Annotated in this window: 17 protein-coding genes; 8 read left to right on the forward strand and 9 right to left on the reverse strand. The window is 70.4% G+C overall.

What is annotated here, in order from left to right; all coding sequences use genetic code 11:
• Positions 1-50: 50 nt before the first annotated feature.
• From ACWDY5_RS17925 to ACWDY5_RS17950, 6 genes are all read right to left on the reverse strand, one after another.
• A complete protein-coding gene (locus ACWDY5_RS17925; protein ID WP_449723296.1) occupies positions 51-1058 on the reverse strand; it encodes a LacI family DNA-binding transcriptional regulator in 1008 nt (335 codons plus the stop codon).
• On the reverse strand, positions 1042-3396 hold the full coding sequence (gene yicI, locus ACWDY5_RS17930) for an alpha-xylosidase (protein ID WP_449723297.1): 2355 nt from the start codon (positions 3394-3396) through the stop codon (positions 1042-1044). The genes ACWDY5_RS17925 and yicI overlap by 17 nt, the downstream gene beginning before the upstream one ends.
• A complete protein-coding gene (locus tag ACWDY5_RS17935; RefSeq protein WP_449723298.1) occupies positions 3393-4238 on the reverse strand; it encodes a carbohydrate ABC transporter permease in 846 nt (281 codons plus the stop codon). The genes yicI and ACWDY5_RS17935 overlap by 4 nt, the downstream gene beginning before the upstream one ends.
• Positions 4235-5128, reverse strand: a complete 894-nt coding sequence (locus ACWDY5_RS17940; protein ID WP_449723299.1) for a carbohydrate ABC transporter permease — start codon at positions 5126-5128, stop codon at positions 4235-4237. Before ACWDY5_RS17940 ends, ACWDY5_RS17935 begins: the two co-directional genes overlap by 4 nt.
• Entirely contained in the window at positions 5125-6408 is a 1284-nt protein-coding gene (locus ACWDY5_RS17945) for an ABC transporter substrate-binding protein (protein WP_449723300.1), read from the reverse strand. Before ACWDY5_RS17945 ends, ACWDY5_RS17940 begins: the two co-directional genes overlap by 4 nt.
• Positions 6409-6605: 197 nt before the next feature.
• Entirely contained in the window at positions 6606-7133 is a 528-nt protein-coding gene (locus ACWDY5_RS17950) for an SgcJ/EcaC family oxidoreductase (RefSeq protein WP_449723301.1), read from the reverse strand.
• Between the two features lie 383 nt (positions 7134-7516).
• Between ACWDY5_RS17950 and ACWDY5_RS17955 the strand changes: the two genes are divergently transcribed.
• The 7 genes from ACWDY5_RS17955 to ACWDY5_RS17985 are packed head-to-tail and all read left to right on the forward strand — an operon-like array spanning position 7517 to position 13702.
• Positions 7517-8437 carry a carbohydrate ABC transporter permease gene (locus tag ACWDY5_RS17955; protein WP_449723302.1) on the forward strand — a complete coding sequence of 307 codons (921 nt, stop codon included), beginning with the start codon at positions 7517-7519 and terminating at the stop codon, positions 8435-8437.
• Positions 8427-9269 (forward strand): carbohydrate ABC transporter permease, encoded by an 843-nt coding sequence (locus ACWDY5_RS17960; protein WP_449723303.1) that lies wholly within the window; start codon positions 8427-8429, stop codon positions 9267-9269. Before ACWDY5_RS17955 ends, ACWDY5_RS17960 begins: the two co-directional genes overlap by 11 nt.
• 20 nt (positions 9270-9289) lie before the next feature.
• Positions 9290-10600 (forward strand): ABC transporter substrate-binding protein, encoded by a 1311-nt coding sequence (locus ACWDY5_RS17965; protein WP_449723304.1) that lies wholly within the window; start codon positions 9290-9292, stop codon positions 10598-10600.
• A complete protein-coding gene (locus tag ACWDY5_RS17970; protein WP_449723305.1) occupies positions 10597-11679 on the forward strand; it encodes a Gfo/Idh/MocA family protein in 1083 nt (360 codons plus the stop codon). Before ACWDY5_RS17965 ends, ACWDY5_RS17970 begins: the two co-directional genes overlap by 4 nt.
• Positions 11670-12566: a DUF6807 domain-containing protein gene (locus tag ACWDY5_RS17975; RefSeq protein ID WP_449723306.1), complete on the forward strand. Its 897-nt coding sequence runs from the start codon at positions 11670-11672 to the stop codon at positions 12564-12566. Before ACWDY5_RS17970 ends, ACWDY5_RS17975 begins: the two co-directional genes overlap by 10 nt.
• Positions 12566-13297, forward strand: a complete 732-nt coding sequence (locus ACWDY5_RS17980; protein WP_449723353.1) for a cupin domain-containing protein — start codon at positions 12566-12568, stop codon at positions 13295-13297. The genes ACWDY5_RS17975 and ACWDY5_RS17980 overlap by 1 nt, the downstream gene beginning before the upstream one ends.
• Positions 13298-13330: 33 nt before the next feature.
• Positions 13331-13702, forward strand: coding sequence for a VOC family protein (locus tag ACWDY5_RS17985; protein ID WP_449723307.1), 372 nt, complete (start codon positions 13331-13333; stop codon positions 13700-13702).
• On the opposite strand, the gene ACWDY5_RS17990 is transcribed toward ACWDY5_RS17985, so the two are convergent.
• Positions 13699-14877, reverse strand: coding sequence for a hypothetical protein (locus ACWDY5_RS17990; RefSeq protein WP_449723308.1), 1179 nt, complete (start codon positions 14875-14877; stop codon positions 13699-13701). The genes ACWDY5_RS17985 and ACWDY5_RS17990 overlap by 4 nt on opposite strands.
• A gap of 231 nt (positions 14878-15108) precedes the next feature.
• Here ACWDY5_RS17990 and ACWDY5_RS17995 point away from each other — a divergent pair, with 231 nt between their 5' ends.
• The gene (locus tag ACWDY5_RS17995; RefSeq protein ID WP_449723309.1) at positions 15109-16149 is read left to right on the forward strand and encodes a glycosyl hydrolase; all 1041 of its coding nucleotides are present in this window, start codon (positions 15109-15111) and stop codon (positions 16147-16149) included.
• Here ACWDY5_RS17995 and ACWDY5_RS18000 read toward each other — a convergent pair.
• Together ACWDY5_RS18000 and ACWDY5_RS18005 are read right to left on the reverse strand one after the other, a co-directional pair.
• A complete protein-coding gene (locus ACWDY5_RS18000) occupies positions 16146-16931 on the reverse strand; it encodes a DUF6807 family protein (RefSeq protein ID WP_449723310.1) in 786 nt (261 codons plus the stop codon). The genes ACWDY5_RS17995 and ACWDY5_RS18000 overlap by 4 nt on opposite strands.
• 19 nt (positions 16932-16950) lie before the next feature.
• Positions 16951-17619 carry a lytic polysaccharide monooxygenase auxiliary activity family 9 protein gene (locus tag ACWDY5_RS18005; protein WP_449723311.1) on the reverse strand — a complete coding sequence of 223 codons (669 nt, stop codon included), beginning with the start codon at positions 17617-17619 and terminating at the stop codon, positions 16951-16953.
• Positions 17620-17664: the final 45 nt, after the last annotated feature.

The following is a 17664-nucleotide window of genomic DNA, read 5'->3' on the forward strand; positions in this document are numbered from 1 at the left end:
GCTGGTTCTCCTTGTTCTGGCAGGGTTTCAGGCGCGGTCCTGGCAGGGTTTCAGGCGCGCGGGGGCGCGGTGCTGGCCCGCTCGGTCAGCCGGGGCGGCAGCAGCGCGGTCCTGGGTGGTTCGTGGCCGTCCAGCTTGGCCACCAGCAGCTCCACGGCCCGCTCGCCCAGCTCCTCGGCTGGTATGGCGACCGAGGTGAGCGGGACGGCAGCGCGCTCGGCCTGCTCGTCGGGGCACAGCGCCAGCACCGAGATGTCCCTGGGCACCAGCACGCCCGACCTGCCGAGCTCGGCGAGCAGCGCGTCCAGCACGAACTCGTTGTGCACCACCACCGAGGTGGCCTCTGGCCGTTCCCGCAGCACCGCCCTGGCCAGCGCGCGGGCCGCCTCGGGGTCGGCCGCGCAGGGGTAGACCGTGGTGCGCACGCCCAGGTGGCGGGCGGTCCGCTGCAGGCCGTCCCGGACCCTGGCGGCGAACCCGGTCTCCCTGGCGTAGACCTCCGGCGGGGAGCCGATCAGCACGATCTCCCGGTGCCCCAGCCCGGCCAGGTGCCGCACGCAGCGCTCCCCCGCCGCGGCGAAGTCCAGGTCGACACAGGTGAAGCCGTAGTCCTCGGCGGGCAGGCCGATGAGCACCGCGGGCCGGTCCAGCTCCCGCAGCACCGGCAGCCGCTCGTCGTGCAGCTGCACGTCCATCAGCACAAAAGCGTCCGCCAGCGCGGAGCGGGCGACCCGGCGCAGCCCCTCGGCGCCCTCCTCCTGGGTCAGCAGCAGCACGTCGTGGTCGTGCCGCCGGGCCGCGGTGGCCACTGCGGCCACAAAACGCATCATCACCGGCACGTGCACCCCGCTGCGCAACGGGATCACCAGCGCGAAGACCTTGGCCCGGCTGCTGGCCAGCGACCTGGCCCCGGCGTGCGGACGGTAGCCCAGCACCCGGATGCTCTCCTCCACCCGGCGCGCGGTCTCCTCCGAGATCGACCGCTTGCCGCTGAGCACGTAGGACACCGTGCTCGGTGACACCCCGGCATGCCGGGCCACGTCAGTGATCTTGATCATCGTCGCTCCCCTGGACCACCGTGACCACCGGGCTCTCCGCCTCGACCAGCGTGCCGTGCGGATGCGCGGTGATCCGGCCGCCGTCGACCGAGCGCACCGAGCGCACCCCGACCAGCAGCACCCGCCAGCCGGTGACCTCCCGGTCGGCCTGCACCATGACCGTGCGCCCCATCCGCGCGGTGTCGAAGACCACCGCGGTCGCGCCGGTGAGCTCCGGCACCCTGGTGCGCACCCGCGTCCCGTCGGCGAGCTGGTGCACGTGCAGGGTCACGCCCTCGGCGTAGTCGTAGTCCGGCCGGTCATCCACCGCGCCGAACGGGATCACCGAGCCGGGCCTGGCCAGCAGCGGCAGCGACTGGAAGTCGAACCGCCGCCGCAACCACCGGCCGCCCGGCACCGCCTCGCCGGTCAGCACATCGGTCCAGGTGCCCTCGGGCAGGTAGTAGGAGACCTCGCCGTCAGCGCTGAACACCGGGGCCACCAGCAGGTCGTCGCCGAGCAGGTACTGCCGTTCCAGGTGGGCGCAGGCCGGGTCGCCGGGGAACTCCAGCGCCATCGCCCGCAGCACCGGCACGCCTTCGGTGTGCGCCTGCACCGCCGCGCCGAACAGGTACGGCATCAGGCGGGCCTTGAGGCGGGTGAAGAACCTCAGCACCGGGGTGGACTCCTCGTCGAAGAGCCAGGGCACCCGATAGGAGGAGCTGCCGTGCAGGCGGCTGTGCGAGGACAGCAGCCCGAAGGCGATCCAGCGCTTGAACAGCGCCGGGTCCGGGGTGCCCTCGAAGCCGCCGATGTCGTGGCTCCAGAAGCCGAAGCCGGACAGGCCCAGGGACAGCCCGCCGCGCAGGCTCTCCGCCATCGCCTCGAAGGTGGACTCGCAGTCCCCGCCCCAGTGCACTGGGAACTGCTGGCAGCCCACGGTGGCCGAGCGGGCGAAGACCACCGCCTCGCCCTCGCCGCGCCGCTCGCGCAGCAGGTCGAAGACGGTGCGGTTGTAGAGGTAGGTGTAGTAGTTGTGCATCCGCTCGGGGTCGGCGCGGTCGTAGTAGACCACGTCGGTGGGCACCCGCTCGCCGAAGTCGGTCTTGAAGCAGTCCACGCCCTGGTCCAGCAGCGCGCCCAGCTTCTCGGCGTACCAGCGGCGCGCGGCCGGGTTGGTGAAGTCCACCAGCGCCATGCCCGGCTGCCACAGGTCCCACTGCCAGACATCGCCGTTGGGCCTGCGCAGCAGGTAGCCCTTGGCCTGGCCCTCGGCGAACAGCGCCGAGCGCTGGGCGATGTAGGGGTTAATCCACACGCACACCTTCAGCCCGCGCGCCTTGAGCCTGGCCAGCATGCCCTCGGGATCGGGGAAGGTGCGCGGGTCCCACTGGAAGTCGCACCAGTGCAGCTCGCGCATCCAGAAGCAGTCGAAGTGCACCACGCTCAGCGGGATGTCCCGCTCGCGCATGCCGTCCAGGAAACCGGTGACGGTCTGCTCGTCGTAGGAGGTGGTGAAGGAGGTGGACAGCCACAGCCCGAAGGACCAGGCCGGTGGCAGCGCGGGCCGCCCGGTCAGCGCGGTGTAGCGGCGCAACACGTCCTTGGGCGCAGGGCCGTGGATGAGGAAATAGCGCAGCGACTGGCCTTCGACGCTGAACTGCACCTTGGACACCGCCTCCGAGCCCACCTCGAAGGAGACCAGCCCCGGGTGGTCGACCAGCACGCCGTAGCCCGCGCTGCTCAGGTAGAACGGCACGTTCTTGTAGGCCTGCTCGCTGGCGGTGCCGCCGTCAGCGTTCCAGATGTCGACCACCTGGCCGTTCTTCACCAGCGGCCCGAACCGCTCCCCCAGCCCGTAGACCAGCTCGCCCACCGCCAGCCGCAGCTGCTCGCGCACGTGGTGCCCGCCGTCGCCGGTGGTCATGAACCCCATGCCGTTGTCACCGCTGGAGGTCAGCACCCTGCCCTCGGCGATGAAGTCCAGGGACCACGGCCTGCCGCGGGCCACCCGCACCGACAGCTCGCCGGAGCTGAGCACCGCCTCATCGTCCACAATGGACACCGAGTCCCAGTCGTCCGGCCCGGCCGAGCGGTCGGCCACGGCCAGCTCGAACCTCGGCTGTCTCGGCTGCTCCCCGGCGAAGTGGGTGATGGTGACGCCGATGACCCCCGGCATCGGCGCGGTCAGGCCGACCGTGACCACCGGGCCCTTCAACAGGTCGCCGCGGTGGCGCACCCGCCTGGTGGGCGCGTGCACGGTGAGCGAGCCGGGCCCCGGCGTCACGTCGTGGGCCTGCACCGGGTGCTCGGCGCGCACGCCCTCGCGCAGCAGCCAGTAGCCGTCGCTGAACTTCATCGGCCCATTCCCGCGGTCAGTCCCCTGGTCAGGGTCCGTTGGAAGATGAGGAAGAACGCCACCGCCGGGATGAGGCCCAGCAGCGCGGAGGCGCTGGTGGTGGTCGCGTCCATCATGCGTTGCCCTTGCAGCACACCGAGTGCCACCGGCACGGTCTGGGTCTCGTTGGAGACCAGCAGCACCAGCGGCAGGAAGAACTCGTTCCAGGTCCAGATGAAGAAGAACACGAACAGCACACCCAGCGTCGGCCTGCTGACCGGCACCACCACCCTGGTCAGCACCTGCCAGGAGTTGGCGCCGTCGATCCGGGCCGCCTCCAGGATCTCGCGCGGGAACTCCCCGAGGATCGAGGACAGCAGGTAGGTGCCGAAGGCCGCCTGGATCACGGTGAAGACGATGATCACGCCGAGCTGGGTGTCGTACAGGCCGACTTCCTTGAACAGGTAGTACAGCGGGTAGACCAGCGCCTCCTGCGGCATGGTGTTGGCGATCAGGAACAGCACCACGATCCACACCCGCCCGCGCACCCGGCCGATGCCCAGCGCGTAGGCGTTGCACACCGAGACCAGCACGGCCAGCACCGCGACCGCGCCGCTGATGAGGAAGCTGTTGAGCAGCTTGCCGCCGAAGTCCACCCGCTGCCAGAAGTCGATGATCCCGGCCAGGTGCAGCCCGTTGGGCAGGCTCAGCGGGCCGTCGGCGGCGTACTCCGCGGGTGTCTTGACCGCGTTGAGCGCCACGATCACGAACGGCGCCAGCATGGCCACCGCGAGCACGACCAGCGACAGCAGCACCGCGGTGGCGGGCCAGCCGATCCGGCGCCGGGTCATCCGCTGGGTCATGCGCTCGCCCCCGCCCGCTCGCCGCGGTGCTGCACCCGGACGAAGACCGCGGTCAGCGCCAGGATGACCACCAGCAGCACGGTGGCGATGGCCGCGCCGTAGCCGACCTGGGTGCGCTCGAAGAAGTTCTGGAAGCTGAAGTAGGAGGGCACCGTGGTCGCCCCGCCGGGTCCGCCCCTGGTGAGCACGTAGATCGGGCCGAAGACCTTGAGCGCGGCGATGGTGCAGGTCAACAGGACCACATAGCTCTCCGGCCGGATGTGCGGCACGGTGATGTGCCAGAACCGTCGCCACCAGGACGCGCCGTCGAGGTCGGCGGCCTCGTACAGCGCGGGATCCACCCGCTGCAACCCGGACATGAAGATCACCACCGGGTAGCCCAGCTGCACCCACACCAGCACGCCCATCACGCTGTAGAGCGCCAGGTCCGGGTTGCCCAGCCAGTCCTGGGCCAGCGCGCCCAGGCCGAGGCCGGCGAGAACCTCGTTGAGCGCGCCGTTCTCCGAGGCCAGGATCCAGCTCCAGACGATGCCGGCCACCGCGATCGGCAGCACCTGCGGCAGGTAGAGGCAGGCGCGGATGACGCTCGCGGTGCGCGGGCCGAACCGCTTGCCCACGATGTCGAACAGGGTGGCCGCCAGCACCAGGCCCAGCAGGGTCGGCATGACCGCCATGGCCAGCACCAGCCCGATGTTGTGCCGGAAGGAGGCCCAGAACGTGCCGTCGGCGAACAACCGCTCGTAGTTGTCGAGTCCGGTCCACTGTGGATCGCCGACCCCCGACCAGCGGGTGAGGCTCAGGCCCAGGTTCATCACCAGCGGCACCAGGATCACCGCCAGGAACAGCAGGGCGCCGGGGATCAGGTAGAGCCAGTAGGCGCGGGTCCTCATCTGCCGACCGTGGCCAGGTTTTCCTGGTACGGCTTGGCCAGCTCGGTCAGCACCTGGTGCGGCGGCGCGGCCCCGGTGATCAGCTTCTGGGTGCCGGAGACCATGGCGTCGTAGTAGCCGGGCGCGGGCCAGTCGGGGTAGAAGGCGAGTCCGTCCCCCTGCACCAGTGCGGTGAAGTCGTCGTTGAGCACCTTGGTGCGCGCGTCGGCGGCCGGCGCGGGGTCGGCGGCCACCGCGATGGCGCCTGCCTCGGCGAGCTTGTTCTGGATGCCCTTGCGCATGGTGATGTCGATGAAGTCGTAGGCCAGCTGCTTGTTCTTCGAGCCCTGCGGGACGACCCAGTGGTTGCCCGCCGAGCCGGCGCTGAGCTTGTTGCCGGGCCAGCGGAAGGTGCTCCACTGGAAGCCGGTGACCTCCTTGGCCAGCCTGCCGTGCCACCAGCTGCCGGAGATCATGATCGGGTGCTCGCCCCTGGTGAAGGCCGCGCCCATGTCCTCGGCCTTGACCCCGGCCGCGGTGTTCTTGAGGTATCCCTTGCGCACCCACTCGGCGAAGGTCTCCGCGGCGTAGCTCCAGGCGGCGTCGTGGAAGTCGACCGGGCCGGTGTAGCGCTGGAAGCGGTCCACCCAGCCGCGGTCGGCCTTGCTCAGCGCGAGCTGGTAGAGGATGTGCTGGGCCGGGTACTCCGCGCCGCCCACCGACAGCGGGGTCACCCCAGCGGCGACGAAGGCGTCCATCGCCGCGGTGAGCTCGGCCAGGGTGGCCGGCACCGCGATCCCGCGCTGCCGGAAGGCGTCCTGGTTGTAGTAGACGGTGACGTACTCGGCGTAGTTCGGCACGCCGAACCACTTGCCGGAGCCCATCACACCGCGCTCGTCGTACTTCGCGGTGGTCTGCAGGCCGGGGGCGAGCAGCTTGTCCCAGCCGCGTTTCCCGGCTTCCTCGCTGAGGTCGGTCAGCAGGCCCTGCCGGGAGAGCAGCCCAGTGGTGGCGTTGCCCTTGTTGTACTCCAGCACATCCGGCGCCTCACGGGAGTTGAGCACCATCGGCGCGGTCTTCTGGATCTGCTCGAAGCCCTTCTCCTGGAAGCGGACCTTCACCCCGGGATGGCCGGCCTCGAACTCCTTGATCGCCTGCTGCCAGGCGATGCCCATGGCGCTGTTGGGCGCCTCGTAGTGCCAGACCTCCAGGGTGTTCGCGTCGGAGTCCCCGGAGCCACCACAACCCGCGGCCGCCAGTAGCAAGGCGCACAGCGCCACGATCCGCACTCGCTGGAACATCGATGTCCTCCAGGAAAACCGTGGTCAGCGTCGAATCGAAGCGCTTCGACCGGGAAAGCTACGGCCACCCCGGAACCACGTCAACACCACGGCGACGAGGACTTTCCGGCAACTTTGCTACCAGATTGGAGCGGATTCGGCCGGACGTCCCGGCCGAATCCGCGATTCGACGATATTCGACGATGGTCGTCGAACGGTTACTTCTCCGGCATCGCGGAGGAGTGGTGCGCGGCGATCAGCCAGCGGCCGCCGACCTTCTCGTAGACGTAGGTGTACCGGGCCTGCGCGGTGGTGCCGTCCTTGAAGGTGAACACGTAGGTGCCGTTGTCCATCGCGGTGTCGCGGTCCAGCACGTTGACATTGGAGCTGATGATCCGCCCGCTGGGGCCCTTGGCCAGGAACGACTTGAAGTAGTCCACGATGGCGGCCCGGTTGATGCGCACCTCGTTGGACAGAGTGGGCAGCAGCGCCGCGTCCGGCAGGTACAGGTCGGCCACCACCTCCGGGTCACCGGTGGCCAGCGCCGCGTTCCACTGCTGGAACAGTCCGGCGATCTGCTGCCGGCCCGGCTTGCCGCCCAGGTGCAGACCCAGGTCGATGCCCAGCTCGGCCGCCGGGACCGGCGGCGGCGTGGCGGTGCTGGTCGCCGCGGTGGCGGGGACCGCCGTGATGGCCAGCAGGGCGGTGGCCGCCGCGACGATCCGGACCCCGTTGTTGACACTCATCGTGCTCTCCTCTTCGCCCGTCAGTGGGATTGACACCACTCTCGGCGCTGCGGGGTAGCGCTCGGACAGGGCGAAGACAGCGCAGGGCAAGAAGATCACCAATTGACGCTGCGCACCGGAGCCGTCACCGCGCGGATGCCCGCCGATTCGATTCGAATTCGACCATTCGTTGCCAGACCGGGAGATCAGCGGCCATGATCGCCGGACCCGGTGACTTACCTGGTCAGCAACGGACGACTGAACCTGCGCGACAGCAACAGAAACCATGCGATCCCGGCCCCCCGAGGCGAACGGTCTTGACTCCCCTGTCAACCCGGTGCAAGTCTTGGAAAGCGTTTTCCAGCTGACCTGATCCACAGAGCGGTGAGGAGGGTTCCCAGGCCGTGAGTGCCCTCGACGAGCTGCGCCGGTTGCGCCGTGGCGCCCCCGCGCGCAAGCGGGACAACAAGGCCGCGTTCTGGTTCCTGGCGCCCTGGTTCCTCGGCCTGGCCGTGATCACGGTCGGCCCGGTGCTGGCTTCCTTCGGCCTCGGTTTCACCAAGTACAACCTGATCCAGCCGCCGAGGTTCATCGGGCTGGACAACTTCGCCCGCATCCTCACCGACGAGCGGCTGCACAACGCGCTGCGGGTGACCTTCACCTACGTGCTGGTCTCGGTGCCGCTGCAACTGGCCTTCGCACTCGGGGTGGCCATGCTGCTGGACCGGGGGATGCGCGGGCTCGCCTTCTACCGCTCGGCGTTCTACCTGCCCTCGCTACTGGGCTCCAGCGTGGCGATCGCGGTGCTGTGGACGCAGATCTTCGGCGCCGACGGCCTGGTCAACCGGGTGCTCGCGCTCGTCGGCGTGCAGGGCAAGGGCTGGATCTCCGACCCGGACACCGCGCTGTCCACGCTCATCGTGCTCAACGTGTGGACCTTCGGCGCGCCGATGATCATCTTCCTGGCCGGGCTGCGGCAGATCCCGGCCATGTACTACGAGGCCGCCGCCATCGACGGGGTGGGCAGGTGGTCCCGGTTCCGGCACATCACCTTCCCGCTGCTGTCCCCGATCGTCTTCTTCAACCTGGTGCTACAGATCATCCACGCCTTCCAGTCCTTCACCCAGGCGTTCGTGGTCTCCGGGGGCACCGGCGGTCCGTCGGACTCGACCATGTTCTACACGCTTTACCTGTACCAGCAGGGTTTCAGCCGGTTCGACATGGGCTACGCCTCGGCGCTGGCCTGGTTCCTGCTGCTGATCATCGCCGCGTTCACCTTCGTCAACTTCTGGGCCGCGAAGTACTGGGTGTTCTATGACGACTGACCTCAGGCGACGGATCTCCGCGCCCGCCAAGCACATCGGCCTGCTGCTGCTCGGGTTCGTGATGCTGTACCCGGTGCTGTGGATGGTGGTCAGCTCACTGCGGCCGGACGATGAGATCTTCCGCAGCCCCGGCCTGGTGCTGGACACCCTGCGCACCGACAACTACGTGGCCGGCTGGGGCGCGCTGGCCTCCCCGTTCGGGCACTACCTGATCAACTCCGCGATCGTGGTGCTGGGCTGCGTGATCGGCAACCTGGTGTCCTGCTCGATGGCCGCCTACGCCTTCGCCCGGCTGGAGTTCAGCGGCAAGCGGTGGTGGTTCGGCATCATGCTGGGCACGATCATGCTGCCCATCCACGTGATCATCGTGCCGCAGTACATCCTGTTCTCGCAGCTGGGCTGGGTGAACACGTTCCTGCCGCTGGTGGTGCCCAAACTCCTTGCCACGGACGCCTTCTTCGTCTTCCTGATGGTGCAGTTCATCAGGGGGCTGCCCCGTGAGCTGGACGAGGCGGCGCGCATCGACGGCTGCGGCCACCCCCGGATCTTCCTGCGGATCATGCTGCCGCTGATGACGCCCGCGCTGGCCACCACCACGATCTTCACCTTCATCTGGACCTGGAACGACTTCTTCAGTCAGCTGATCTACCTGACGGACCCGGAGATGTACACCGTGCCGGTCGCCCTGCGCACGTTCATCGACGCCACCGTCTCGACCTCATGGGGCTCGCTGTTCGCGATGAACGTGGTGTCCCTGCTGCCGATCTTCCTGGCCTTCCTGCTCGGACAGCGCTACCTCGTCCGCGGCATCGCCACGACCGGCGGCAAGTAGCCGGAAAGGACCTATCCGCCATGCTCATCAGGACAATGCGCCGTGCCACCAGGGCGGTGCTGCTGTTAGTGACCGCGACCCTGCTGGTCGCCTGCTCCGGCGGCGCCGGCGCGAGCCAGGAGCTGTCCAAGGATCCGGTGACCCTGCGCTTTACCTGGTGGGGCGCGGACGACCGGCACAAGCGGACCCAGCAGGTCATCGAGCAGTTCCAGCGCAAGCACCCGAACATCACCGTGCGCGGGGAGTTCAAGGAGTGGAACGGCTACTGGGACAGCCTGGCCACCACCATGGCCGCCAACGACTCGCCCGACATCATCCAGATGGACGAGCTGTACCTGTCCTCCTACGCCGAGCGCGGCGCGCTGCTGGACCTCAACGAGGCAGGCAAGCACCTCAGCACCGAGGGTTTCGACGCCAAGGCGCTGGCCACCGGCGCGATCGGCGGCAAGCAGTACGGACTCCCGGTCGGGCTGGCCGCGTACTGCTTCGTGGTCAACACCGACATGCTGGCCGAGCACGGCGTGCCGCTGCCCGATGACACCAAGTGGACCTGGGCGGACCTGCGCGCGGCCGGTGAGCGGATCTCCAAGGCCGCCGGCGGCAAGGCCTGGGGCGTGCAGTCCTGGGGCATCAACGACGGCGGCGGCCTCACCATCTGGGCCCGCCAGGCCGGCGCGGCGCTCTTCGACGACAAGGGCAAGGTGGTCATCCCGCCGAAGGTGCTCACCGAGTACTGGTCCTACCTGCTCGACCTGGCCCGCACCGGGGTCGCGCCGCCGCCGCCGGTCACCGTGGAGAAGGCATCGGCCGGGCTGAGCCAGTCCGCGACCGCCACCCGCACCGCGGCCTTCGGCCCCTGGTGGAACACCCAGCTGACCGCGCTGAGCGCGGCCAGCGGGGCCAAGCTCAAGCTGCTCCGGCTGCCCGGCGAGGCGGGACTGAAGGCCCCGTCCGCCTACTACAAGCCGTCGATGTTCTGGTCGGTCTCCGCCCGCTCGAAGCACCCGGCCGAGGCGGCCGCGTTCGTCAACTTCCTGGCCAACGACGAAGAGGCGGCGAAGGTGCTGCTCACCGAACGCGGGGTGCCGGCGAACCAGCGGATCCGCGCGGTGATCAAGGACAAGCTGACCGAGACCGACAAGGCCGCCGCGGAGTTCCTGGACGCGCTGCCGGTCAGCGACCCGCCGCGGATCACCCCCAACGGGGCCAGCACCCTGGACGCGATCATGAAGCGGCACACCGAGAACGTCCTGTTCGGCCGGGCCACCCCCGAGCAGACCGCGACCGCGTTCATCACCGAGCTCCAGTCCGAAGTGGACGCTGCCAGATGAGCCGCGGGCACCGCACCGCGATCGCGGGCACCGGCGGGATCGCGGCCGCGCACGCCGCCGCCCTGCAGGCCGCCGGGGACCGGGCCACCCTGGTCGCGGTGGCCGATGTGGACGCCGCCCGCGCCCGCGAGTTCGCCACCCAGTGGGGCGCGCCGCGCAGCTACGACAGCCTGGGCAGGCTGCTGGCCGAGGAGTCGGTGGACGTGCTGCACCTGTGCACCCCGCCCCGGCAGCACACCCCGCTGGCGCTGGAGGCCCTGGCCGCCGGGGTCACCGTGCTGGTGGAGAAGCCGCCCGCGCTCTCCCTCGCCGAGATGGACGCGCTGATCGCGGGCGAGGCCGAGTCCACCGCGCACGTGGCCACGGTGTTCCAGCACCGGTTCGGCCCGGCCGCGGTGCGGCTGCGGCGGATGACCGCGGCGGGCGAGCTGGGCAAGCCGCTGGTGGCCACCTGCGACACGCTGTGGTACCGCGACGACGCCTACTTCGCGGTGCCCTGGCGGGGTTCCTGGGACACCGAGGGCGGCGGGCCCACCATGGGCCACGGCATCCACCAGTTCGACCTGCTGCTCTCCGTGCTGGGCCCGTGGCAGGAGGTGCGCGCGCTGGCCGCCCGGCAGGCCCGCGACGTGCAGACCGAGGACGTCTCCATGGCGCTGGTCAGCTTCGCCAACGGCGCGGTGGCCACCGTGGTCAACTCGGTGGTCTCGCCACGACAGACCTCGGCGCTGCGCTTGGACTACGAGCGCGCCACGGTGGAGGTCAAGCACCTCTACGGCTACACCGACGCGGACTGGACGGTGACCCCGGCGCCCGGCCACGAGGAGGTCCTGCCGCGCTGGCAGCGGGAGCGCTCCGCGGTGGCCAGCGGTCACGACTGCCAGATCGAGGCCTTCCACGACGCGCTGGACCGGGGTGAGCCGCCGCCGGTCACGCTGGCCGAGGCCAGGGACACCATGGAGTTCGTCGCGGCGCTGTACGCCTCGGCCTTCACCGCGGCACCCGTGCGCCGCGGTGAGATCGGCCCGGACAACCCGTTCTACACCACCATGGAAGGGGTCGGCGCGCCATGGCGATGACACTGGCGATCACCCGGCTGGACGAGGACCGGCTCGCGGTCAGTGCGGGCGGGGCAGAGCTCTTCGAGTACGTCTTCCGGCCGTCCATGCCGCCGTTCGAGGGCCCGAAGCCGTACCTGCACCCGGTGCGCACCCTCGCCGGTGACGTGGTGACCGCCTACCGGCCGCACGACCACCGGTGGCACAAGGGCATCGCGATGACCGCGACGGATGTCTCCGGCCAGAACTTCTGGGGCGGGGTCACCTACGTGCACGGCCAGGACTACGTGGCCCTGCCCAACGTCGGCGCCATGCGGCACGAGCAGCTCACCGTCACCGAGCGCGGCCCGGATCGGGTCGGGTTCACCGAGCGGCTGTCCTGGCACACCGAGGCCGGCGAGCACTGGGTGGACGAGGTGCGCGAGCTGACGGTGCGCGACGCCGGGGACGCGGCCTGGACGCTGGAGGTGGCCACCGCGCTGACCAACACCAGGGGCGAGCCGCTGGTGCTGGGCAGCCCGACCACCCAGGGCCGGGCGATGGCCGGGTACACCGGGCTGTTCTGGCGCGGCCCCAGAGCCTTCACCGACGGGGAGATCATCGCCGCGGACGGCGGCGGCGGTCCGGAGATGATGGGGCGCCCCGCGCGCTGGCTGGCCTACCTCGGCCGCCACGACGAGGTGGACCGCTGCTCGACGCTGCTGTTCCTGGACCACCCGGACAACAAGGCCACGCACTGGTTCGTGCGCAACACCCCGTTCCCCGCGGTCAACCCCTCCTTCGCCTTCTTCGACCCGGTGGAGCTGGCCCCTGGAGCCACGCTGAGCTTGCGCTACCGGGTGGTCGTGGCCGACGGCGCCTGGCACCGGGACCAGCTGGAGTCCTATGTGGAGGGACACCCGTGGTGATGCCGTTCCCCGGGGCGACCGGCATCTCCGGGTTGCGCGTCTACGACTGGCCGACCGCCGACGGCGTGTGCGGCGGCTCCCCGCACGTGCACCTGACCTGTTCGGAGTGCTACGTCGTGGTCGGCGGCGAGGGCCGGGTGCAGACCCTGACCCGGCGCGGGTTCGCCGAGCTGCCCCTGCGCGCGGGCACGGTCACCTGGTTCACCCCCGGCACGATCCACCGCCTGGTCAACGACGCGGACCTGCGGATCGTGGTGGTCATGCAGAACGCCGGCCTGCCCGAGGCCGGTGACGCGGTGTTCACCTTCCCCGCCCCCACCCTGGCCGACCCCGAGGCCTACGCCAAGGCCGCCGCGCTCGCCGACCCCGCCCACGCCTACGCCAGCGACGAGGCCGCGGCCCGGCGGCGGCGGGACCTGGCGATCGAGGGTTTCCTGGTGCTGCGCCAGCGGATCGAGTCCGGTGACCACGAGGCCCTCGACGAGTTCTACCGGGCCGCCCTGCGCCTGAAGCAGGACCGGCTGGCCGACTGGGAGCAGCGCTGGCGGGACGGCGCGCTGGCCGCGGCCGAGCGCACCGGCGAGCAGCTGGCCGGGCTGCGGGCCGGGGACATCGGCCACCTGGCGGAGGCCGGCATCCGCACGCTGCCGCCGCGGGAAAGCCAGCGGTTCGGCATGTGCGGCAGGCTCGACGTGCACCTCCCGGCCGACGGGGTCTCGCCGCACGATTAGCGGTTGGCCCGCGCGTCAGGAAAACTGGCGCGCATGGTTTCGGTGGTGCAGAACGTGGCGATCGACTGTGCGGATGCCTATGAGCTGGCCCGGTTCTGGAGCAGGGTGACCGGCCGTCCACCGCATCCGGCGGACAAGCCGGGTGACCCGGAGACCCAGGTGCTGCTGGCCGAGGGCCCGGTGCTGTACTTCAACCAGGTGCCAGAACCCAAGCAGGTCAAGAACCGGATTCACCTGTGCCTGCGCCCGGAGACCTCGCGGGATGAGGAGGTGGCCCGGCTGCTGGAGATCGGCGCCACCTTCCTCGCCGATCACCGGCAGCCGGACGGCACCGGCTGGGTAGTCCTCGCCGACCCCGAGGGCAACGAGTTCTGTGTGCTACGGAGCGAGTCCGAACGCGGCTAGTCGCAGACGTTCATGCTGCTGTTGTTCAGGGTGATGTTGCGGAAGGTGGTGTTGACCCCGCACGGGCTCTCCCGCACGGCGGAGTTGGTCACCCGCAGGTTCTGCACGGTGATGCCGGAGTTGTTCGCGAACTCGGTGCGCGCGGCCAGCCGGATCTCGCCGCCGCCGGAGACCGTGCCGCTGACCGCGGCCAGGTTCACGTTGTGGCAGTTCTCCACCAGGATCGCGTTGTTGCCGGTGTTGGCCAGGTCGAGGCGGTCGATGACCAGGCCGCCGCTTTCCGAGACGCAGAAGACGCCCCGGCCGCCGCCGCGGGCGCGCACCGTGCCCACCCGGATGTTGGTGGGATAGCCGTTGCCGATCCGGCCGTTGCGGTTGGCCACCCGGAAGGCCGCGTAGCCGGTGCCCGCTCCCGCGTTCTCCGCGTCCACTGTGGACACCGTGGCGTTGATGGTGTCGTTGAGCAGCAGCCCGGAGTGGCCGACGTCGCGCGCGGTCACGGCGCCGATGGTGAGCCCGTCCACGCCGTAGGTCTCCACCGCGTGGCTGCCCGCGCCGGAGACGAACACGTTGTCAATCCGGATGTTCCGGCTGCGCACGCTGGTGTCGCCCCGGTTGTCGATGCGCACGCCGAGCCCGCCGGCCAGGCGCATGTCGATCTGGCCGAGCACCACGTTCTGCACGTTGCGCAGGAAGATCCCGTACAGCGGACGGCCGGTCACCTTCAGGTAGCGCACCTCGATGTCGCGGGTGCCGCGGGAGTAGATCGGCGCCTGGTCACCGGAGCCGGAGCCGGTGACGTTGATGGTGCCGCAGACGTCGAGGCCGGTGAAGCTCGGCAGGCTGATCCGCGCGCCCGCGCTCACCGTGCCCGAACCCCTTACCAGCACCCACTGTTTGGCGGTGCGGCCCGCGCTGAGGCTGTTGATCGCGGCCTGCGCCGCGGCCCGCATGTCGCCGCCGGTGTACAGGGTCCGGCCGCCGTTGCGGGCGGTCCAGGTGCTGCCGCTGAGGACGGCTTCGGCGTTGAACGCGCGGTCGCCGCAGGCCAGCACGCTCGGGCCGGGTCCGGCCGCCGCGCGCGGCGGTTCGGCCGCCGCGCCGACCGTCAGCGTCGTGATCGCGGCGGCGGCCAGCACCGTTCGGGCACGCCATTTCCTTGCCTGGTAGCTCATGTGGCCTCGGATTCGAATCGAATTCGTCGTCGAATGCGTTCGGTGACCGGCCGGAACCGGGATCTCCTTGCAAGCTAAGGGAAACCGGCGAACCCGCACAAGGTTCGACCGGACGGTTCGCGACCGCGCGGGCCGGGGTGTTGACCGGACAGCAGACCAATGTTAGCGTTAACAAGTGGTGCACAGCCAGCACCCTGCCGGAGGTCAGTCGTGTCCTGGACCAGCCGCCCCGTGTTGAACCTCCGGGGCACCAGCGCTCCCCTGACCGGCCTGGACACCCAGTCCTGGCAAGGATTGCGCTACTTCAACGGCGCGGGGAGCAGCCTGCTGGCGCTGAGCGAGCCCGGCGGGACCACCACCGTGCCCGCGATCGCGCAGGCCGACGCGCCGCTGTTCCGGGACCCGATCCACGGCGGCGCCACCGATCCGGTGGTCGTCTACCACCGCGCGGCCGGCGAGTGGTGCGTGCTCTACTCCGCGGCCACCTCACCGCGCGGGGCCACCATCGGCATCGCGACCAGCTCGACCGGCGGCCGCAGCTGGGAGTACCGCGGCGCGCCCAAGGGCCTGGACACCGTCCACTCCGGACGCAACAGCTTCTGGGCGCCGGAGGTGATCTGGCACGGCGGGACCTACCACCTCTACGTCAGCCACGTGGCGGGCGCGCGGGCCGCCCGCGCCACCCGCAGCCACATCCTGCACTACACCTCGCAGGACCTGCTGAACTGGCGCTTCGACCGCGAGCTGGAGCTCTCCGGCGAAGGCTGCGCGGACGCGGCGGTCTGGCCGCTGCCCGACGGCCAGACCTGGCGCATGTGGTACACGGTGCCCGACGGCAGTGTGCACGCGGCCGACTCCACCGACCTGAGCACCTGGCTTCCGGTCAGCCGGTCGGTGTGCCCGCCGGGCCAGGGCGCGCCCAGCGTGTTCCGCTTCGGCGGCCACTACTGGATGATCACCAGCGGCGACCGCGGCCTGCCGGTGTACCGCTCCCACGACCTGCGGACCTGGTTCCCGCAGTCCGAACCACTGCTGGCCCAACCGGGAATCCGGCTGGGGGACAACGCTCCCGGCCACCACGGCTCGGTGCTCACCCAGGGCGAGCGGGCGCACATCCTCTACTCCTGCCGGTTCGGCCAGTCCTCCTGCCTGCAACTGGCCCCGCTGGCGGTGGTGGACGGCAAGCTCATCGCCGACCGCGACACACCGTCCGAAGTGGACTGGCGACCACAGTCCACAGTGGAGCTTCGCGGCGGCCAGCGCGCGACCTAGACCGCCCAGCGGGGAGCCACCCGCCGGGTGAGATAACGCCGGATGCGCGCCGGATCCCAGTGCCCGTCCGCGATGACCACGTGGTGGGTCAGGTCGAGCCGGGCCTCCGGCTCGATCAGCAGCCGCTTCCGGCGGTTGCCGGGGTGCTCGACGAACACCAGGGTGGAGCGCCGCCCGCTTTCCTCGTGCGCACCGGTGAGAACCCGCCACGGCGCGCGGGTGCCGACGGCGCTTTCCGCGGCCGGGCCGGTGGCGGTGAAGGCAGCGTCGGGATTCAGCGAGCGGAGGCCCGGCCAGCGCCGGCCACCCCACCGCAGTCGGCGTCCACTCGTGTTGTGCAGCCGGGTTTTCCAGGTGAGCAGCCAGGAACCGTCGGCCGGGTCCACCTGGTCCACCTCGATGGCGCGGTCCTCGGCCAGCCAGCACTGCCCCGACCGGGTCCGCCACTCCAGCCAGTGCCGCAGCTCGGCCCGGCCGCCGTGGCAGCGGACCCGCTGCCAGCGCACGTGCCGCGTCGTGCCGTTGCCCAGGGGCGGGATGCGGCCGCCCCACACGTTCTCGCCGGAGACCTCGGCCGCGGTGAACCGCAGGCCACCCGGTCCGGTGACCAGCTCGCCCGCGGTGGTGCGCAACGGATGCAGGTACGGCTCGGCCGGGCCGAGCACGTAGTCCGCCAGCGCGATCCGCCCGGCGTGCACCCGCACCCACCCGTCGTCGGCCATCAGCCACGGTTCCCCGGCCGCGGGGCAGGCGCGCACGAGTCGGTCAGCGACTTCCCGCATCGTGCGCGCCACCCCCGGCTCAGCCGGTGAAGTTGACGTCGCTGCAGAAGTAGTAGGACTGGTCCAGGTGGCTGGCCTGCCAGATGGTGTAGACGATGTGCCGTCCGGTCCGGTTGCCCGCGTCTACCCCGACCTGGTAGGTGCCGTTGGGCGCGATGCGGCCGGTCTGGGCGACCTGTTCCAGGTTGTCCCAGCCCAATGCCTGGGTGGCGGGGTTGAAGCCCTGCTTGGTGATGTACACCTGCAGGTAGTCCGCGCCGTGGCGGGCCTGGTCGGTGATGGTCAGGGTGAACCGCCGTGGCTTGTTCACCGTCTGCCACGCGCCGACGGTGTCCATGGAGTTGTACCGGCCGCCCTCGGCGTGACCGCCGCTGCACAGCTGCCCGTTCGGGATGTTGCCGCGGTGGTTGCCCTTGAGGTTCTCCCGGTACAGGCCGTTCCAGTTCCACATCGCGTTCGGGTTGGCTCGCCAGGCCTGCCAGCACATGGGATCGCGGGTGGCCATGGCCGGGTTCTGGAAGTCGCTGCCCCAGCGCTGCCAGCAGCCGTAGTTGCGCGAGGGCGGGTCGGTGGCCGAGCCGTGCGCCTGGGCGACGCCGGTCAGGGCCCCGGCTAGCAGCGCGCCGACCGCGCTCAGCACCACGAGCGCTCTGGCGATCAGGGGGCGGGCGGAACTGTTGTGCGCCATGCTGTCCTCCTCCTTGAGGATCGAGCATCAGGGATTCTGGGAGCG

The organism is Crossiella sp. NPDC003009, assembly GCF_053591555.1.

What these genes read in the sequence shown, in the direction of transcription:
- ACWDY5_RS18005 (WP_449723311.1), bottom strand. Translation starts at nt 17,619, where the DNA reads ATGGCGCACAACAGTTCCGCCCGCCCCCTGATCGCCAGAGCGCTCGTG.
- ACWDY5_RS17990 (WP_449723308.1), bottom strand. Translation starts at nt 14,877, where the DNA reads ATGAGCTACCAGGCAAGGAAATGGCGTGCCCGAACGGTGCTGGCCGCC.
- ACWDY5_RS17980 (WP_449723353.1), top strand. Translation starts at nt 12,566, where the DNA reads ATGCCGTTCCCCGGGGCGACCGGCATCTCCGGGTTGCGCGTCTACGAC.
- ACWDY5_RS17960 (WP_449723303.1), top strand. Translation starts at nt 8,427, where the DNA reads ATGACGACTGACCTCAGGCGACGGATCTCCGCGCCCGCCAAGCACATC.
- ACWDY5_RS17965 (WP_449723304.1), top strand. Translation starts at nt 9,290, where the DNA reads ATGCTCATCAGGACAATGCGCCGTGCCACCAGGGCGGTGCTGCTGTTA.
- ACWDY5_RS18000 (WP_449723310.1), bottom strand. Translation starts at nt 16,931, where the DNA reads ATGCGGGAAGTCGCTGACCGACTCGTGCGCGCCTGCCCCGCGGCCGGG.
- ACWDY5_RS17940 (WP_449723299.1), bottom strand. Translation starts at nt 5,128, where the DNA reads ATGAGGACCCGCGCCTACTGGCTCTACCTGATCCCCGGCGCCCTGCTG.
- ACWDY5_RS17935 (WP_449723298.1), bottom strand. Translation starts at nt 4,238, where the DNA reads ATGACCCAGCGGATGACCCGGCGCCGGATCGGCTGGCCCGCCACCGCG.
- ACWDY5_RS17925 (WP_449723296.1), bottom strand. Translation starts at nt 1,058, where the DNA reads ATGATCAAGATCACTGACGTGGCCCGGCATGCCGGGGTGTCACCGAGC.
- ACWDY5_RS17950 (WP_449723301.1), bottom strand. Translation starts at nt 7,133, where the DNA reads ATGAGTGTCAACAACGGGGTCCGGATCGTCGCGGCGGCCACCGCCCTG.
- ACWDY5_RS17970 (WP_449723305.1), top strand. Translation starts at nt 10,597, where the DNA reads ATGAGCCGCGGGCACCGCACCGCGATCGCGGGCACCGGCGGGATCGCG.
- ACWDY5_RS17985 (WP_449723307.1), top strand. Translation starts at nt 13,331, where the DNA reads ATGGTTTCGGTGGTGCAGAACGTGGCGATCGACTGTGCGGATGCCTAT.
- yicI (WP_449723297.1), bottom strand. Translation starts at nt 3,396, where the DNA reads ATGAAGTTCAGCGACGGCTACTGGCTGCTGCGCGAGGGCGTGCGCGCC.
- ACWDY5_RS17945 (WP_449723300.1), bottom strand. Translation starts at nt 6,408, where the DNA reads ATGTTCCAGCGAGTGCGGATCGTGGCGCTGTGCGCCTTGCTACTGGCG.
- ACWDY5_RS17975 (WP_449723306.1), top strand. Translation starts at nt 11,670, where the DNA reads ATGGCGATGACACTGGCGATCACCCGGCTGGACGAGGACCGGCTCGCG.